At 33.2% G+C, this 15,086-nt stretch carries 11 protein-coding genes; 9 read left to right on the forward strand and 2 right to left on the reverse strand.

Going from position 1 to position 15,086, the window contains the following annotated elements:
* Window positions 1-42: 42 nt before the first annotated feature.
* Window positions 43-3,225 carry an Eco57I restriction-modification methylase domain-containing protein gene (locus RBU60_RS06425; protein ID WP_308863923.1) on the reverse strand — a complete coding sequence of 1,061 codons (3,183 nt, stop codon included), beginning with the start codon at window positions 3,223-3,225 and terminating at the stop codon, window positions 43-45.
* Between the two features lie 261 nt (window positions 3,226-3,486).
* Between RBU60_RS06425 and RBU60_RS06430 the strand changes: the two genes are divergently transcribed.
* Together RBU60_RS06430 and RBU60_RS06435 are read left to right on the forward strand one after the other, a co-directional pair.
* Window positions 3,487-3,879, forward strand: a complete 393-nt coding sequence (locus RBU60_RS06430; protein ID WP_308863924.1) for a hypothetical protein — start codon at window positions 3,487-3,489, stop codon at window positions 3,877-3,879.
* 132 nt (window positions 3,880-4,011) lie between these two features.
* Window positions 4,012-4,449 (forward strand): JAB domain-containing protein, encoded by a 438-nt coding sequence (locus RBU60_RS06435; RefSeq protein WP_308863925.1) that lies wholly within the window; start codon window positions 4,012-4,014, stop codon window positions 4,447-4,449.
* 223 nt (window positions 4,450-4,672) lie between these two features.
* Here RBU60_RS06435 and RBU60_RS06440 read toward each other — a convergent pair whose 3' ends face one another.
* Complete coding sequence (locus tag RBU60_RS06440) at window positions 4,673-4,906, reverse strand: helix-turn-helix domain-containing protein (RefSeq protein ID WP_308863926.1); 234 nt, start codon at window positions 4,904-4,906, stop codon at window positions 4,673-4,675.
* 93 nt (window positions 4,907-4,999) lie between these two features.
* Between RBU60_RS06440 and RBU60_RS06445 the strand changes: the two genes are divergently transcribed.
* From RBU60_RS06445 to RBU60_RS06475, 7 genes are all read left to right on the forward strand, one after another.
* Window positions 5,000-5,698 carry a hypothetical protein gene (locus RBU60_RS06445; protein ID WP_308863927.1) on the forward strand — a complete coding sequence of 233 codons (699 nt, stop codon included), beginning with the start codon at window positions 5,000-5,002 and terminating at the stop codon, window positions 5,696-5,698.
* A 40-nt stretch (window positions 5,699-5,738) separates the two neighbouring features.
* Window positions 5,739-6,164, forward strand: coding sequence for a hypothetical protein (locus RBU60_RS06450; protein ID WP_308863929.1), 426 nt, complete (start codon window positions 5,739-5,741; stop codon window positions 6,162-6,164).
* Window positions 6,165-6,222: 58 nt separating this feature from the next.
* Window positions 6,223-7,023 (forward strand): hypothetical protein, encoded by an 801-nt coding sequence (locus tag RBU60_RS06455; RefSeq protein ID WP_308863930.1) that lies wholly within the window; start codon window positions 6,223-6,225, stop codon window positions 7,021-7,023.
* A gap of 467 nt (window positions 7,024-7,490) precedes the next feature.
* Complete coding sequence (locus tag RBU60_RS06460) at window positions 7,491-8,711, forward strand: site-specific integrase (RefSeq protein WP_076547111.1); 1,221 nt, start codon at window positions 7,491-7,493, stop codon at window positions 8,709-8,711.
* Between the two features lie 99 nt (window positions 8,712-8,810).
* Window positions 8,811-9,716 (forward strand): hypothetical protein, encoded by a 906-nt coding sequence (locus RBU60_RS06465; RefSeq protein ID WP_076547110.1) that lies wholly within the window; start codon window positions 8,811-8,813, stop codon window positions 9,714-9,716.
* 429 nt (window positions 9,717-10,145) lie between these two features.
* Window positions 10,146-10,541: a hypothetical protein gene (locus RBU60_RS06470; RefSeq protein ID WP_228547182.1), complete on the forward strand. Its 396-nt coding sequence runs from the start codon at window positions 10,146-10,148 to the stop codon at window positions 10,539-10,541.
* Window positions 10,542-10,659: 118 nt separating this feature from the next.
* Window positions 10,660-15,075 (forward strand): CusA/CzcA family heavy metal efflux RND transporter, encoded by a 4,416-nt coding sequence (locus tag RBU60_RS06475; protein ID WP_308863933.1) that lies wholly within the window; start codon window positions 10,660-10,662, stop codon window positions 15,073-15,075.
* Window positions 15,076-15,086 lie beyond the last annotated feature (11 nt).

Here is a 15,086-nt window from a genome sequence, read left to right on the forward strand (position 1 = left end):
GCTATTTTTTTTATCTAAGTACTCCTCTTCACTAATACAAATCTAGCTATTCTCAACTATTGCTATTTCCTCTTCATTTAAATCATAAAGCTCATATACCATTTGGTCTATTGCTTTATCTGTATGGTTTATTTTATTTAGTAATGCTTGGGCTTTTTGTTGTTCTGCTAAGAAGTAATCTTCCCAATCTGCTTCTTCCCCCAAAGAGAGTTTTATTTTTTTCTTTTTTAGCTCTTTTATGAATTCTGTAAAATCTAGTTCATACCAGTTATCTAGTTTTTTAGATGTTTTTTCTAATTGTTCTGGAAACTTCCTTTGTAGAGTCCTTATAAATTTAGTAGACACATTTTGCAAGTCTTTATTAAAACTCAACATTTGGTTAGTGCTATCAATAATTAAATTTGGGTTATTTGGAATTTCTGGTAAAGGAAAGGGTTTTAAATAATTAGTTTTAAACCTAAAATAACCTCCACTAAGTTCTGTTCCTGTGTTTTTTAAAAAGAACCACATAACTTTAGAGTTTAGAATACCCAAATAAAATTTTTCATCAACTACGAAGTCATCATTTTTTACAAAAGAGTAAATCGTAGTAGGATGATAAAACTCTCCTTTTTCATCATAACTCATATTACACCCTAAAGAAATTTCTTGAGTCATAATTTTTGGAATCTCTACTCCAGAAATACCCTGTTTTCTACTAAACAAAAACCATTCATCTTCATTATCAAATCTTCTTTTTTCTCTCCCTCTTAAGAATTTTTCATTCTTTCTAAAATATTTAGCAGCTAATGGGAACTCTGACTCTATATCATTGAATTTTAAAGGTATAGTTTTATTTTTATTAATTTTATAAGGAAAAATAGTGAATAATGTGTTTGCAATATTTTGATATTTTGATATTTGATTTCCTTTTATAAATGGTTTTAATATATCAAATTCTATTTCTATTTCTTCATCTAATATATCCGAGAAAAATAAACCTGTATTGCCATTATTCTCAATCAATTCTATTGTAAATAACTTATCACCCCCACTTGCTATACCTTGGAAAATTCTAACAAAAACATTATCAACTGTATATGGTTGCTGCTTTAACTTATTAATAGTATCAAATATTTCTTGACTTTGTAAATCCCAATTATCTTCACATAAATTTTCATATAATACATAATCCCACTTAAAAGGATCATTGATTTCAATAGGTTTTATTTTTTTAAATAGCACCTTATTTTTTTGAGTTTTATCTAAGTTTATAATACAAGTATATGTAGAAGCATCAGAAAAAACCATATCTGAGCCAAAATGTAAAATACTTTCAACTGCACATTTCTCTACAAAAAACTGTCGGATACCAACACCAAAATCTGTAACTAAAAATTTATGAGGTAATATATATGAAACAATTCCTTTTTCATTAATTAAATCAAAGCTTCTCTCCATAAATAGAGCATAGATATCATAGTTAGCTGTTGCAGATTGGTACTTATTTTCATAAAATTCACACATCTCAGGGTAATGCTCCATTAAACCCTGTTTTCTAACATATGGAGGGTTTCCTATGATAACGTCAAAACCTCCTTTTTCAAAAATATGAGGAAATTCCTCTTGCCAATTAAAAGCCTTAACCCCCCCAACTTCTGGATCATCTATTAAAGAGTTACCACATTTAATATTGTTGCTGAGGTCATTTAGTTTTCTGTTAGGTTGTGCAGTTCTAAGCCAAAGAGATAACTTAGCAATCTCCACACTTTCTTGATTTAGATCTACCCCAAAGAGGTTATTCTCAAGAATACTATTCTCTACATCACTAAGCATTAAAGCATCCCTATTGTACTTGGCAGAAAGTTCATCAATATATCTATGTTCTGCAATTAAATGATTTAATGCTTCATTTAAAAAAGCACCAGAACCACAAGCAGGATCACAAATGGTAAGTTGTAAGAGCCAATCTCTATAGTTTTGAAGATTCTCTAATCTTTTTCTACTTCTTTTAATAGCAGGTTGGTATGCTTCATCTGTAATATCTAATTCTAATCTTTTTACTTCACAGAGTTTTCCTACAGTATTATCAACTATATATTTGGTGATGTATTTAGGAGTGTAAAAAACTCCATCTTTTTTTCTTTTACTTTTAGATTTATCAATTTCTTGTCCTTCAAGTTCAGCTTGTATTTCTTCAAGTTCATTTAAAGAGTTTTCAAAAATGTGCCCTAGTATATTTACATCTACTTCACTTTGAAAATCATATTCAGAAAGCTGTTTAGTGTGTCTATATAATAAATCATCATCTATTTCTATAGTATCTAGTACTTCATCTGGTTTGAATAACCCTCCATTATATGCAAATACATCATAACGCTTCCCTTTATAACCTGTATTAAGATAACCAAAATACTTTTTAAATCTAGTGTATAGGGGTATGTCAACATCTCTATCTATTAAATCTTTCCAGTCACTTAATACAAGCCTAACAGAGTTAGGAGGTAAAAGCATTCTATCTTCTGCAAAGAATAAAAACAAAAACCTATCTAATAGCTTTTGTGATTTTTTAAATAATACTAGAGCATCATAATTGGGATTTAGAGCTACTAGACTATGATGTAGTTCTTTTTTAAATAAAGAATAATCCTTATAAAGTTCTTTAGTAATTTTATCTTCTTGACTAATAGATTCATCCTTTATTTTTTTGGGTATGTCTTTACTTATATTTTCATAAGCTAGAACTAAATAAAGAACCTTAAACTGTTCTTTTGTAAGTGTGAAAAGGTTAAATTCTATATGTTCAATAGCATTGTCAATGTAGAACCTTATTTTTTCAAAGTTTGAGGTTATTACATAGACACACTCTGGTTGGTTATTTTTATAACCAAATGCCTGAACTTCTACTTTGGATAAGTCTGTAGTTTCTGTACCCTTAAGTTCAATAACTCCTTTAACTTGGTTATTTACTAAAATAGCTCCATCAGCTTTTTTAGAATCCTTTACATTTTTATACTCTGTGTTGAGGTTAAAATCTGGATTGGGATTTAGAGTATAGCCTAAAACCTTAACAAAGAGCTCTCTTAAAAACCCTTCCTGAAATTGCTCTTCTTTGCTATTTCTTATATTGGTTTGTATCTCTGGATTTTTAAAATAGGCATTAAACTGTTCCCATTTTGCTTCTATAGTTGCTTGGTCTAGGGCTTGTAAATATTTTTTTACAACAGTATCTTGAAATAATGACATTCTGAGTAGTTAGTTAGAATTTTAAATATACAAAGCTTAAGACTTTAAAAATTAATTTATAAAAAAAATTTTCAGAAAGCTTTTAAGAGTACACCAATACCTCATAAACAACCCCCACTTATTTTTGCAGGGAAACTCCCCCGCGTCCTTTTTATATAGAATTTTATTGTTGAGGTGTATTTAAAACTTAGGTGATAGCAAGTTTTGACTTCAAAGTGTTTCTAGGAAAGGAATTTTATTCAACTCAAAAATTATAAACCAATGGTACGTATCACTAACTACAAAGAATTAAAGAGAGATGATGACACATCTTTTTATTTATTAGAGCTTCAAGGAAGTATAGAAATGATTAAGAGCAAATCTACTAATCAGTTTTATGCTACAGTAAAAAAAGCTTGGGTGTCTTCTACCTTTGAAGAAGAAACCTGTAAGTCTCTAATTGGAACAGAAATGCCTGGAGAAATAGAGAAGCAAGAGGTAGAACCTTATGCTTATTTAATTAAGGAAACAGGAGAGGAAATCTTATTACATCATAGATGGGTATATGTTCCTTCTAAAGAAACCTCTCAACTAGAAGAAGAGCTTTCAATCAATCAAAACTTAGAAGTAGATGAGAATGTTTTTTCCAGTAATGGAGAGTATGCAGATGTGTAAACTTTAAATATTTTTCTTCTAACTAGACTAGTCTTTTTAAAGCTAGTATTATTATTAATCTAAGTGTCCAATTCTCGCAACTGTATTATATATGCATTCGGGTTTTGGACACTTTTTAATTTATGATGAATTATGAAAATATCAGAGATTAAAGTTTCTTATATAAATGAGCATAGTGCTCACTTAAAAGCTTCTAGTAGTGCAGATGCCTACACAATAGCTTTAAATAATTGGGATAAGGATATAATTGAGCTTCAAGAAGAAGTAAAAGTAATCTTATTGAATAGAGCAAATGGTGTAGTAGGCATTTATAGTCTATCTAAAGGAGGTGTTTCTTCTTCTATAGTAGATATTAAATTAATACTTAGTGTAGCTCTTAAAGCTATAGCAACCAGTATTATTTTAGTGCATAATCACCCAAGTGGCAATTTAAAACCAAGTCAAGCAGATTTAAAACTTACCTCTAGACTTATTAAAGCTACTGATACAGTAGATATAAAATTACTAGATCATTTAATCATTACAAAAGAGTCTTATTATAGTCTAGCTGATGAGGGAAGGTTACAATAATTGCAAAATTTCCATTCCAGCAATTTGTGTATGTGTATGTTTGTGTAGATTAGCCTCATTAGAAGCTTTTGTGTTGAGGTTATAAATATCATAGATATTATACTATAGCTAAAACTTTAAAAAATTGAGTATATTGATGAGGTTTTAAATGATTTAGTAACCTAAAAGGTAAATAGAAGTAAGAAATGGAGCTTTAAAGCATAGAACTATCTAATAGCTATTTTTAATCTTTAACCTCATCAATTACTAAATCAGCTAAGGAAACTTCTAAAGCTTCAGCTATTCTGAAAAGAGTATATATGGTAGGGTTAGTTCTTCCAGATTCAATTCTAGAAACATTAGTAGTATCAAAATCACCTTGTATTCTAGCTGCTAGATCTAATTGCGTAAACCCTTTTTGCTCTCTTATTTTTAGAATCTTTTTACCAGTTAGTCTTAGTACTTCTGACTTTTCCATACTTGTCTTATTTGACAAGTCAAGGAAAAGTTTATATTTGTCAACCTTAATGCCGTATATGGCAACATTTAATCTTAATTAATAACAAACAATATGGAAGAAATTACCCAATATTCAGTTACATTACTTTTGCCTTATATCATTGCAATAATTATTTTCACCTTAATTTTTTTAGCTATTTCAGGAGCTGAGAAAATAGATAAAATTACCAAAGTTATTGAGCCAATAAATAAGGATTTAATTAAAATAGCTCTAATTAGTATTCCCATTATAGTCATAGCTTGGTATTCTTTAATTATTTTTTCTATTCCTAGGTGGGCTTTTTTTGCAACCATTATTTTCATAAAAGGATTATTAGCCTACTATGCTTCAATTGAGGCTGTAAAAATGAACAGAAATGGCTTTTTATGGTTTGTTTTAGGTTTTATTGAATTCCATTCAGCACTTATTGTATTAGGACTTGGTAAAACATTATATAAGGTGCCAAGAGTTAAAAGAGCAGAAATTAAATTACTAAATGATACAACAAGAGAAAAATTATCTTCCTTAAAAGAAATAACTACTGGAATAACTAATGAAAGTGTAAAGAGTACTGAATACTATCTTCCTTTAAGAAAAATACAAACTGAATATTCTAAAGAGTTTAATGAGCTTGTAGATAATGTTAAGAAAGCGCACCATAAAGACAGTATGTCTGCTAAATATGAAAGAGCTTATAAAGCTGGTGTTCTAAGTAAGAAAGAGTACGAGATAAAACTTAAAAATCTAAGTAAATCAAAAAGAAACCTGTAACAAGAATAACCTTTATGTTTAAAATAAAGTTCTAGTATTTATGAATTTTTTAGACTCCCTTCCTTATAAAATAGGCACTCCTTTTGATCAAATAAATATTGATTTAGAGTTAAAGAAGAAGTATACTGACAATTTGTTTTTTTACAGAAGTTATAGATATTCTGAAATCTTTTTGTTTGAAAGAATTTTAGAGTCTACCTGTTACTTATGGTTTAATAAAAATGCTTTGGAAACAGTGAGTTACAGATTTCATAGCAGTTTGTTTAATCATTTTGAAGAGTCTATTAATGCAGAATTACCAGAAGATGAAAATTTATTTCAAGACCCAAATATAAAAGAGGCACGGCCATATATTTATATTAATAAGATGGCAATTAGTTTAGTCAAATTAAATAATGACTATTTCTCACTAGTACTATCCCGTTACCCCAGTTTACCTATTATAAAAACCAAAAAGAATCACTAATTCACTTATTCAGATGAATATTAAAAATAATAAATACTAACCTATAAAAATTTAAACAATGAAAAAACTAAACTATTTAATTTTACTGCTAAGCATAGGACTTACTCTAAGCTGTTCTAGTGAAGATGATGAAGTAATTAATGTAGATGGAAATAATACGAACTCTGCAATAATTGGAACTTGGAATATATCTCCAAACTTACAAGACAACACATACACTTATAAATCCGACGGAACTGCTGTATATGTAAATACTAGAGATGATGAAAATGGAAGTCAGACTTGGACTTATGAAGGAGCTTGGAAAGTAATAGATGATAATGTTCTAATTCAATATTACCCTGACTCAGATGAAGAGTGGGATAATAATTGGGAGAATAATCCAACTTTAAAGCATTATTTTAAACTACTTAATGATTGTACTCTTGAATTAACAAGATTTTATTCCAATAATTCAAACAACAATGTAATAAGACATTATAAACACAATGAAGAGAATTGTTATGATGATATGCAGGAAACCAAACAATTTGAAATATTGGTAAATGGAGATAGTTCTTCAGAAGAAGTGTTCCCATTAACTATCACTTATTATTCTAGCGATTTGAATGGTGATGTTTCTACCACAGTTGTTAATACTCAAACTAATACTGATGTAGTAGAACTACAAGTGTTGGAGTGCTATGATAAGATAGGTTTTAAGTATGAGGTAATAGACAATGGAGAAACATACATTTATGGTGTTAGGATCAAAGATGTTAGTTTGGATATTGAATTATTTGAAAGTTATGATATAGAAATTTTGAATAATCAAGTATTTATGTACAGTATTCATCAAGATACTTATACTATAGAATAAGAGTTATTATAAATTGATCACTAAAAAGAGAAAAATGAAAAAACTAAATTATTTAATTTTAATGTATTAGTTCTAAGAAGATTTTCTTGAGCTAGTTATTAATAATGTTTAACTAAAGATTTATAGAATTAGTTGAGGTACTAAAAGGTATGCAAAAAGGTAGAAACAATTTTATTAAATTGTAACTTACTGTAGATTAGTAATGAGAGAGGTTAAGTTCGAGTCTCGTCCAGACCGCTAAATGGGAAATCAAATTCCCTCAAAACCTTGTAAATCTTATGATTTGCAAGGTTTTATGTTTTTAGGGCAATCATATAATTTCATATCATTTGCATCTAAAAGGTCACAAATCGTCAACATATTTTTTTATCTGCGATTATGTTGACAGATTGACGTAACTTACTGGTGTTAGTATAGTTGATTTGACTTTCGTCTCACTAAATGTTTAATCATTAAAGACGACAATTATGCGAACTTCATCAACATTTTCAATATTGTTTTGGGTGTACGGAAAACGTGCTGTAAACAACAAAGCAAATATCTACATTCGGGTTACCTTAAACGGTAAACGTGTCAACATTAGTCTCAAGAAGAAAATCAATATTTCTACTTGGGATGAAAAACTACAAAGAGCAAGTGGGACCGATAAGGATTCCCGTATTCTCAATCTTTACTTGAACGAAGTACAATCAAAAGTATATAGGATTTACGAAGATTTCAAGAGGGATGAAGTGCCTTTCACTTCCCAAATGGTCAAAGCCAAATTTTTAGGCGAAGATAAAACACGTTTTTCCTTTCAAAACCTTGTTGATTACTACAATGAAAAGATGCAACATAAGTTGCATAGGAATACGATGGGTCAATATAAGACCAGTCAACGTTATATGATGGAATATATTCTAAAGGAATACAAACTGACAGACATCCCACTTTTCAATCTTGAATATGGTTTTATCGTGGGCTTTGAAGATTTTCTTCGGTCGTATGTACCTAAAAGCGGACAATCTAAAATTGGCAATAATACCGCAATGAAGCATATTAAGCGTTTACGCAGAATGGTTACTCTTGCCTATCGGATGAAATGGATTGAAAGAGACCCGTTTGTCAATTTTAAAATGAAAATTGAAAAGAAAGAACGTGGTTTCCTTACAGATTTTGAATTATTAAGTATTGAAGATTTGTCTTCTTCCATAGAGCGTCTTATGGTTGTGAAAGATTTATTTGTTTTTAGTTGTTACACCGGTATTTCTTATGTTGACATTGTACAATTAAATGAAGATAATATTGTAATGGGTATAGATGGTAGTCCTTGGATAATGGCCGAAAGAGTAAAAACAGGTGCACCATTCAAAATTCCACTATTACCCAAAGCTGCAATCTTAATAGATAAATACAAAGACCATTATAGAACCAATGACACATCCAATCTTTTGCCCAAGTTATCTAATCAGAAATTGAACAGTTATTTAAAGGAAATCGCTGACCTATGTGGTATCAAAAAAAACCTGACTTTTCATATGGCGCGCCATACTTTTGCTACCACAGTAACTTTAAGCAATGGTGTTCCAATAGAGACAGTATCTAAATTATTAGGGCATACCAAACTATCCACAACACAAATCTATGCAAGGGTCGTTGAGAGGAAAGTGAGTGATGATATGGCGCTTCTCAAATCAAAAATTGGTTGATGAAATTTTATAAGCATTTACTAACTGTTGAAATCTTCAATTGAGATTTTAACAGTTTGCATTTTCATTCCACTACCTTTACAGACTAAAATAGTGTGTATGATTATAAAGGTAAAATGGGAAGATTTTAAAGAAGAAATCGATGGGTTTGTATCTACTGGAAATGCAATTGTCGATAAATATAGGTCTTCAAAAACAGAAGATGAATTTAATAATTTTAAGGAAGAAAAACAATCTTGGGAAAATACTGTTGTTAGCTATGTTCGAGCATCTTTTGAACCAGAAAACAGAAATTTTGCAAATGAGTTTAAAGCTCAAAGAGGATATAATACTGGCTTTAAATTAGGGACTGACCAAAAAATTAAAAATGAAATTCAAGCCCTAAAAGATGAAATCAACGGGCTTGACTACTACTTGAAAATGTTATTCATTTCAGATGCAATTGTAAGGCCAGATGAAATTGATTTGAATGAACGTCAAAATCTTGACACCGAAGGCATACTCGAACTAATACTTTCAAAACTATATGACCTTTATAAAGATGGTAAATACCATTCTATTAACTGGATTCTTGAAGGCAATGGAATTAAATTAAACGGTCGTGGCGAAGATTGGGACTATGGAAGAATGCTTGAAAACCGAGGATTTATTGAATGTATGAATGGCAGGAATGTAAATGCCAAACTGAAATTGGAAGGTAAATATGCCATTGAGCAATCAAGAAAAGCCCAGACAACGGACTATTCCAAAATTAGTAATTCCGATGAGGAACTGAAAGAACTTATAAAACAGGTTCTCTCGAAAATTGAAGGTTTAGGTTTTGGACAGCAAATTATTTTCGACGAGTTCGATGAGCTTCGCGATGACATTCCGCATTTGAGCAAAAAGTCATTTGGTCAATTATTAAAATCGAAACTTGGCGATTTAGTAACAGCCAAGGCATTTGATAAGGCATTAGCGAGCGAAATATTCAAAGAATTTACAAGTCAAGTATTGCCATTTTAATTTATGAGGTTACGCAATACGTGTTTTCAGATAAACAACGTATCTATGGTAAATCTACAGTTTCCTTCTTCGTAAATAATCTTGAGCCAGATGATAGTGTAACACGAACTTTTGAGAGTGAAGATGAGACCGTGAATTGGCTTATGGACAATGACGATTACCCAAGAATGTTATTTGAAAACCTATTTCACACATCCAATTCTGTAATATTTCATTGCGGTGTTAAAGAGCCTATTACAAATTCCTATTCAAATGCTGTAAAAATTATATTGACATTTTTCTTTCACAACAACCATACGCTATCAAACAAACTTCATCCACAAAGAGGCAGATGATACATTAAATAGTGTGATTAATTTCTGATTTCATACTGCTGATTAATCTTTGCACAGCCTGTGCATCGATTAATTTGTATCTTTGTCAAACTTTATGAAAATATTCTTTTCCATATCAATGTCAATTTTATTCTTTTTTCAGGGAATTAGCATTGATATGGACTTTTGTGGACCAATTAAAGAAATTTCAAGCATTATTACCCATTATCAAGACCATAAAGTTTATGGAGACTCTTTCCTTGAATATGTAGTTGAAGATTACATTGACAATGATGCAAAAAATGAAGGGCATCATAATAACCCAGATAAGGAGAATACACCAGTCCATTCCCATCATCAATGTTGTCACCCTTTAGTATTAATTATTGCGAACAACAATTCGGTTTTAACCAATCGACTAAAGTTTGAAGAGAAAAAACAGTTTAACTTACATAAAGTAAACTTCACTTCCAGATATCTGGAATCGCTTTTCCAACCCCCTAAAGTATAATTCAGTTTTTTTTAGGATAGCTATATCCTACCGTGATGCTTTTCAAAGTAAGTATCGCATCATAAACGCATTGCATTTCTTTGCATTGCGATGTTTAAACTGAATTAATACTTTTTCTATGATTAACAAAATCATTTCATTTTCCATTAATAACAAGTTTATTATTGGGCTCTTTATAGTGGCACTTGTAGGTACGGGCATTTGGTCTATGGCCACTATAAATCTGGGTTCTGTACCCGATATTACCAACAACCAAGTACAGGTTATTACAGTTGCCCCAAATTTAGGTACTGAAGACATTGAACAATTTGTTACTTATCCGGTAGAATTGGCAATGGCAAATCTACCAGACGTTATCGAGCTGCGTTCGGTGTCTCGTTTTGGATTGTCAGTTGTTACTATCGTATTTGAGGACGAGGCAGGCACATATCTTCCCCGGCAATTAGTGCAAGAGAAATTAACCGAAGTTGCCGGAGAAATCCCCGAAGGCTTCGGCACGCCATTTATGGCCCCAATTACCACAGGTTTGGGCGAAATCTACCAATACAGCCTAAAAGTAAAGGAAGGCTACGAAGATAAATACGATGCAATGGAGCTTCGTACCATCCAAGATTGGATTGTAAAACGCCAAATGGCATTAGTTCCAGGAGTCGTCGAGGTAAATGCTTTTGGAGGATTTGTGAAGCAATATGAAGTAGCCATAAACCCCAATAAGCTAAAAAGTTTCGGTATTACAATGAACCAGGTCTTTGAAGCCCTTAAAGTGAACAATGCCAATACTGGAGGTGCCTATATAGAAAAAAATAACCAAGCCAATTTTATCCGTGGCGAAGGCTTGGCCCGAAGTATCGCCGATTTGGAAAACACAGTTGTAACTACTCAAAACGGTAGTCCCGTTTTAATACGGGATGTCGCTGAAAAGGTTGGATATGGCAGCCAAGTACGCTATGGCGCTTTTACCCAAGATGGACACGAATCTGTGGGCGGACAAATTTTAATGCTGAAAGGCGAAAGCCCAGGCGACGTGATCGAAAATGTGGAAAAGCGTATTGTAGAAATTCAAAAATCCCTGCCGGAAGGCGTTTATATTGATGCTTTTTTAAGTCGAAGTGAACTTATTGAGGCAACCACAAGTACCGTTAAAACAAATCTAATAGAAGGTGCCCTTATTGTCATATTTGTTTTGGTCTTGCTTTTAGGAAGCTTCCGTGGTGGCTTGATAGCAGCGTCGATAATCCCTTTATGCCTATTATTTGCATTTATTTTGATGAAACAATTTGGCATTTGGGCAAATTTAATGTCCTTGGGTGCGATCGATTTTGGGATTATTGTAGATGGTGCGGTGATTATCGTGGAAGGAGCGGTTTTCCACATTCATCAACGGATGAAAAAATCCACAACCGCCATTAACCAAGCTGAAATGGATGAAATCGCCTATGACTCTTCAAGTAAAATGATGAATTCTGCCTTCTTCGGTCAACTAATTGTTCTTATAGTTTTTACACCTATTCTGTTTTTGACCGGTGTGGAAGGGAAAATGTTTCGACCAATGGCATTTACATTTGGTTTTGCCGTTTTAGGGGCAATTATTCTTTGCCTTACCTACGTACCAATGATGTCATCATTATTTTTAAAACCTGCTAAAAATCAAAATAGTTGGTTTGCCAAATTTGAAAACAAGATTGATAGGTTCAGTGATAAAATTATGGGGGTTCTGAATCGTATCTATCTGCCTATATTAAATTTTGCACTTCGCTTTCGGGCAGGTGTGGTTATAGGCGCGGTTGCCTTGCTTTTGATTGCAGGATTTATTTTTAGCAATATGGGAGCAGAATTTGTCCCTAAATTTGATGAAGGCGATATTGCATTTCAAGCATTGATAAAACCAGGGAGCAGTCTTTCAGAATCTATTGAGGCCTCAGAGAAACTTCAGAATTTAATCAATGAGTTTCCGGAAGTAAAAACAGTAGTTTCAAGGATTGGTGTGGCTGAAATACCAACAGACCCAATGCCTATGGATATTGCCGATAGTTATATTATTCTTGAAAAGGACAAGAGTAAATGGACATCCGCAGATAGTAAAGAAGAACTCATAGAAAAGATTCAAGAAAAAATTTCAGTAGTTCCCGGCGTAAATTTTGTGTTTACACAACCTGTAGATCTTCGTTTTAATGAATTGCTGACTGGTGTCCGTGAAGACGTGGCCATCAAATTGTACGGAGAAGATTTGGACGTTTTGGCAGACAAGATACAGGAAATCGCGGCAGTAATTAGGACCGTTCCCGGAGCGGCTGACATTAATGTGGAGGCTACAAGTGGTTTGCCACAAATGACGGTGGTATATAACCGTGCGAAAATGGCACAATACGGTGTAACCGTTGATAAGCTGAATGATTATGTAAGTGCTTCATTTTCAGGAGAACAGGCAGGAGTCATTTTTGAAGGGGAAAAACGGTTCGATGTGGTCATTCGTTTGGCAGAGGAATATCGACAAGACATCAATAGCTTAAAAAACCTTTATATAGACCTGCCAAACGGTGCACAAGTACCATTAAAGGAGGTGGCAGATATCAGCTATAAACCCGGACCAATGCAGATTTCAAGAGACAATACCTCTCGTCGTACTTCCGTGGGCGTGAATGTTCGTGGGCGCGATGTAAAATCGATGGTCGAGGAAATTCAACAAAAATTGGAAACGGATGTTAAACTGCCACCAGGTTATTTTGTAACCTACGGCGGATCATTTGAAAACCTACAACGAGCATCAGACCGATTGATGATTGTAGTCCCAATCGTTCTATTAACAATATTTGTTCTGCTTTACTTTGCTTTGAATTCAGTTACACAAGCCTTGATGATCTATATGGCAGTGCCTTTGGCGGCCATTGGTGGCGTTTTCGTTTTGTTGATTCGTGGAATGCCTTTCAGTATTTCTGCCGGAGTCGGGTTTATCGTGCTCTTCGGAGTTGCCGTATTAAACGGACTCATACTCATAAATAAGTTCAATGAATTAAAAGACAGTGGAATGACAGATTTAAAAAAACGTATATATGAAGCTACGCACGAACGTTTACGTCCAATTTTATTAACAGCCATTACAACAATTATGGGCTTTATCCCAATGGCGATTTCTACCTCTGGTGGTGCCGAAGTACAGCGGCCCTTGGCGACAGTAGTCATTGGAGGAATGCTTACGGCAACATTTCTGACCTTGGTGGTTATTCCTATTCTTTATTATTGGCTTGAATCGAGAAAGGAACGAAACAATAACGATGGAGGTGTAAGCTATGTCAACAAATCAACGAACATTGTAACCGTATTATTGATGGTTGGCGGTTTGATGGCTTCTGGAACTGCTTTTGCCCAAGACACCAATCAAAATGGAACAATGCCAAAAACCTTGACTGTAGATGAGGCCATTGCTATGGCAAAACAGAATTATCCATCGCTTAAGGAAAGTCAGGCATTTATTGAACGGGAAAAGGCACTAAAGGGAACGAGTTTTGACCTTGGTAGCACACAAGTTTTCACGGGCAAAGAAGAATATGGCAATAATCTTCCTGGAGTGCAAACAACCGTTGGCGTGCAACAGGGCAATATCGATTTGCTTTCAGGATTTTCAAAATCGAAGTTTTATAAAGAGCGCATTGCCTTGGGAGAAAAGTTTTATGTGGCCAGTGAACAACAGTTGGTGCGCAATGTGATGCAAGCCTATGACCAAATTAATTATTACAAGGCACAGTTGCGTTTTGCAGACCAATTGGACAGTATTTATGCCAATTTTAAGTCCGCTGCCCAACTTCGGAATGACACTGGAGAAACAGGCAAGTTGGAATTTATTTCAGCCTCTTCCGAATTTCAACAGATTCAAGTGTTGAGGCAACAAGCTTTTGATGATATTGAAATTGCCAAACGTGCCTTAAAACAATATTTGGGAACGGATGAAACCATCGAGACGGTAGATGGTTTTTACGAGCCATTGGATTTTATGGCGACATTGGATTCAACTTCGGTTGCCAATAACCCAATGTTGCAATATGCCTTGCAAAATGCCGAAGTAAGTAAAGCAAATGTGGGCGTTGAAAAATCGCAATTCCTACCGAAATTCAGTTTATCATATGGCAGGCAGGTTGTGGATGATGTTTCAGGGTTTAATACCTATCAGGCAGGTATTAGTATTCCGTTATGGTTTTTTCCGCAGAAGTCAAGGGTTAAGGCAGCCAAGGCAGACGCAATGGTAGCAGAGAATCAATATTTGGAGCAAAAAGCGGTTACAGAAAGTCGTGTTTCACAATTGACCAAATCACTCGAAAAAACAAAGAAGATTTTGCAATATTACGAAGAAGGCGCACTATTGTTGGCAGAAGAACAAATTACCACAGCGCAGTTGGCTTCTAAAGAAGGCGAAATAGATTACGTCAATTATATCACCATTCTTAATAGTGCCATCCGTATTAAACAAAACCATTTACAATACATCAATCAGTATAACCAGCAGACCATTGATATGCAATATCAATTGGGCAATTTATAACCTTAAAAAAA

The sequence above is a fragment of the Mesonia profundi genome (assembly GCF_031085155.1).
Classification (GTDB): Bacteria; Bacteroidota; Bacteroidia; order Flavobacteriales; family Flavobacteriaceae; genus Mesonia; species Mesonia profundi.